Source organism: Frankia sp. CcCS3 (assembly GCF_977927575.1).
The window spans coordinates 1-3,434 of sequence record NZ_CDWRCL010000170.1 but is presented as its reverse complement, the minus strand read 5'-3'; the positions used below and the strand labels follow the sequence as shown (position 1 = coordinate 3,434).

The following is a 3,434-nucleotide window of genomic DNA, read 5'->3' as shown; positions in this document are numbered from 1 at the left end:
TCCCCTTAGCTTGATTTGCCAACCTTTCATTCGTCCATCCGAACATGGCCATAACGGTAGAAGACAGAGATAGGATCGGGGTTATGGAATCGGCCCGGGGAAAAATAGGCCAGTCTCTTATAGATGCGACTCTGAGCAGTGAGAGTTTGATCGAGATGCAGCGGCGTATGCTGCGTATTCGACACTTCGATGAGCGTGCTATTGAGTTGCAGGCGAAGGGTTTGCTTCCTGGATGGCTTCATACGTCGATCGGGCATGAGGCCGCGGCTGTTGGGGCGTGTATGGCTCTTCGCGGCGATGACTATATGATCGGCTATCATCGGTCGCACGGCCATTTGATCGGTAAAGGTTCGCAACTTGGTCCGTTGATGGCTGAGCTCCTTGGGAAGTCAGCAGGAGTCTGCCGGGGCAAGGGTGGGTCGTTGCATCTGACGGATTTCTCGGTGGGCAGCCTTGGTGAGTCGGGGATTGTTGGTGGGAGTTTGCCGATTGCGGTTGGAGCAGGATTGAGTGCGAAGATGCGCGAGACAGGTCAGGTATGTTTGAGCTTTTTTGGTGATGGAACTGCCGGCCCGTTCGGTGGAGGAGTGATGCTTGTTCAGCTTCGTCACGAGACGCGCGATAACTCTTCCTTGCCCTGCAGCTCAGCCGCCACGCGACATCACGGAACGCTCACTCTATCGACGGGAGGCATGCCATGACGACGGATGACCCACATGGCGTCAAGAATCGCGGTCGGATCATCTGGACTATGGGGGACTACCAGCTGATCGCCGACCGGCAGCTACCCATTGCCGAAGCGCTGTGCGACTGGGCCGGAGTGCGGGCGGGCCAGCGGGTTGTCGACGTGGCCACCGCCACCGGGAACGTAGCGCTAGCCGCGGGCCGACGGGGCGCGCTGGTCACCGCCGTCGACATCACGCCGCGGATGGTGGAGCTGGCCCGGGCCCGGGCCCAGGAGGCCGGGTTGGAGATCACCGTCCTCGAAGGCGATGCCGAGGACCTTCCCTTGTCGGACGCCAGCTGCGACGTGGCTCTCTCCGCCTGCGGCATCTGGTTCGCACCGCGACCCGACGCGGCCACCGCCGAGGTCCACCGAGTGCTGCGGCCCGGCGGCCAGGTTGGCCTGGCGAACTTCACCCCTACCGGGTTCATGGGCCGGCTCAACGCGATCATAAAGCGTCGCCTCCCCCTCCCCGAGAGCCTGCCCGAGCCCAATGAGTGGGGAGTGCGCGACATCGTGCTCCCCAGGCTCACGCCCTACTTTCACGACATCGAGTGCATATCCGCGTGTATCAGGTACTCCTTCCCGACAGCGGCGGCCGCCGCGGACTTCTTCCTCCGTTACTCCCCGCCCCACGTCGCCGCCTTGATCTCGCTGGACCCACCGGCCGCGCGGGAATTGCGACAGGAGATCGAGAGCTGTTTCACTGAGAATTCCGTGGTGGCGGACCGGGTCGAGCTCGACGCTGAGTATCTGCTTGTACGGGCCCAGGCGCGCTGACCGGTCGACCATGGACATGGCGGGGTCAAATGGGCGTAGCAACGTCTCGATATGATGATCGCTTTGGCGTCGAGGGACTGGATGGTGGAGCCGAGGGACTGATGGTGGATGGGCCGGCGGGAGCAGTTGACAATCGAGGAGCGGGAGGTAATTTCCCGAGAGCTGGGTCGGAACCAATCGGCGCGGATCATCGCGAAGATGCTCGGCCGGCATCACTCGACGCTTTCACGGGAGATCGAGCGTAACGGCGGCGAGGAAGCATACTGGGCGGCGGACGCGCAGGCGCGTTGTGACGCGATGCGCGCGCGTCCGAAGGAACGCAAACTCGTCGCGTCGCCGCCGTTGCGCGACGAGGTCAACGCGGGCCTGGACGAGAAGTGGTCCCCGAAACGGATCAGCGAGAGACTGCGTAAGGAGTTCCCCGATGACGAGAGCATGCGCGTGTCCCACGAGACGATCTACAAGTGGAGCCGCCTGCAGGACGGTGGGGAACTGCGAACCGAGCTGGAGATCATGCTGCCCAAGGGCTGGACTGGGTGGGTCAACCAGTCGTGCAGCACTGTGACCAGGGGGCAGGATCGTCGGCATGGTCAACATCAGTGAGCGGCCGAAGGAGGCCACCGACCGTGCCGTGCCCGGGTTCCGGGAGGGTGATCTCATTGAAGATCCACAGTGGCAGGCCGATCCGGTGCGGCCGGCCCGGCCCGTGGCGAGGATGGTGGGGTGCAGCGGGAGCAGCGTCGCGTGCGGGTCGAGCAGTTTCGCCGACAGTTTCGGCGTCTCGGTGACCGGGCCGGGGTCGGAACAGGGGCCGGGGACCGGGCGGAGCTGGCCCGGATGCTGCGGGCGGCGCTCGGGGAGCGACCGACCACGGCCGGGTCGATGGTCGCTGGCACCAGTGTGGATCATGATCGAGCGGTCCGGCCCATGGTCGACGCCTCGGCCCGGCGCCGGGCCGAGTACTCCTCCGACGCCTCGAACTACCGGGTGCCACCCGCGGTCGTGGTGTTCCCCCGGGAGGTCGAGGACATCCTGGCGATCGTGGCGGTTTGCCGGTCCACCGCGACCCCGCTGACCACCCGGGGAGCGGGTACCTCCATCGCGGGCAACGCCGTGGGCCCCGGGGTGGTGATGGATCTCAGCCGCCACCTGCACCGCGTCATCTCCCTGGACCCGGCCGCCCGCACCGCGAGCGTGCAGCCCGGGGTCATCCTGGACAGCCTCCAGGCGGCGGCTGGCCGGCACGGGCTGCGATTCGGTCCGGATCCCTCCACCCATGCCCGCTGCACCATCGGCGGCATGATCGGCAACAACGCCTGCGGCGCACGGGCGATCGCCTACGGCCGGACCGCCGACAACATCGTCGACCTCGACGTGCTCGACGGCACGGGACGTCGGCTGCGGGTCGGCCCGGGTGGCTCCGGGCATCCGGCAGTCCCCGGGCTCGACGACCTCGTCCGGGCCAACCTGGCGGTCCTGCGCACCGAACTCGGCAGGTTCCCCCGCCAGATCTCCGGCTACTCGCTGGAGCACCTGCTGCCCGAACGCGGCGGCGACCTGGCGAAGGCACTGGTGGGCTCCGAGGGCACCTGCGTGGTCGTGCTCGGGGCGACCGTCCGCCTCGTCCCCCGACCGGCCGCGACCGCGATGGTCGTGCTGGGCTATCCGGACATGCCGGCCGCCGCGGACGCCGTGCCGCTGCTGTTCCCGCACGCTCCGCTGGCGGTGGAGGGCATGGACGCGCGCCTGGTCGACATCGTGCGCCGGCACCGGGGACCGCGGGCCGTACCGGAGCTTCCCGCCGGCACCGGCTGGCTGTTCGTCGAGGTCGGTGGGGCGAGCCCGGCGGAGACGCTCGCGGCCGGCCGGGCGTTGGCGGCCGCCGCGGGCACGAGGGCCACCCGGGTGCTGCCCACCGGCCCGCAGACCC

At 67.4% G+C, this 3,434-nt stretch carries 4 protein-coding genes; all 4 read left to right on the top strand.

The genetic code is table 11. The features are described 5' to 3' along the window. The first annotated feature begins 83 nt into the window (after window positions 1-83). Window positions 84-701 (top strand): thiamine pyrophosphate-dependent enzyme, encoded by a 618-nt coding sequence (locus AC08OQ_RS14370; RefSeq protein ID WP_476604940.1) that lies wholly within the window; start codon window positions 84-86, stop codon window positions 699-701. Further along, on the top strand, window positions 698-1,504 hold the full coding sequence (locus AC08OQ_RS14365; protein ID WP_476612113.1) for a class I SAM-dependent methyltransferase: 807 nt from the start codon (window positions 698-700) through the stop codon (window positions 1,502-1,504). Before AC08OQ_RS14370 ends, AC08OQ_RS14365 begins: the two co-directional genes overlap by 4 nt. A gap of 108 nt (window positions 1,505-1,612) precedes the next feature. Continuing rightward, window positions 1,613-2,107: a transposase gene (locus tag AC08OQ_RS14360; RefSeq protein ID WP_476600041.1), complete on the top strand. Its 495-nt coding sequence runs from the start codon at window positions 1,613-1,615 to the stop codon at window positions 2,105-2,107. A gap of 120 nt (window positions 2,108-2,227) precedes the next feature. Beyond that, window positions 2,228-3,434 (top strand): FAD-binding oxidoreductase (locus tag AC08OQ_RS14355; RefSeq protein ID WP_476612112.1); only part of this gene is annotated, 1,207 nt, incomplete at its 3' end.

What these genes read in the sequence shown, in the direction of transcription:
- AC08OQ_RS14370 (WP_476604940.1), top strand. Translation starts at nt 84, where the DNA reads ATGGAATCGGCCCGGGGAAAAATAGGCCAGTCTCTTATAGATGCGACT.
- AC08OQ_RS14365 (WP_476612113.1), top strand. Translation starts at nt 698, where the DNA reads ATGACGACGGATGACCCACATGGCGTCAAGAATCGCGGTCGGATCATC.
- AC08OQ_RS14360 (WP_476600041.1), top strand. Translation starts at nt 1,613, where the DNA reads ATGGGCCGGCGGGAGCAGTTGACAATCGAGGAGCGGGAGGTAATTTCC.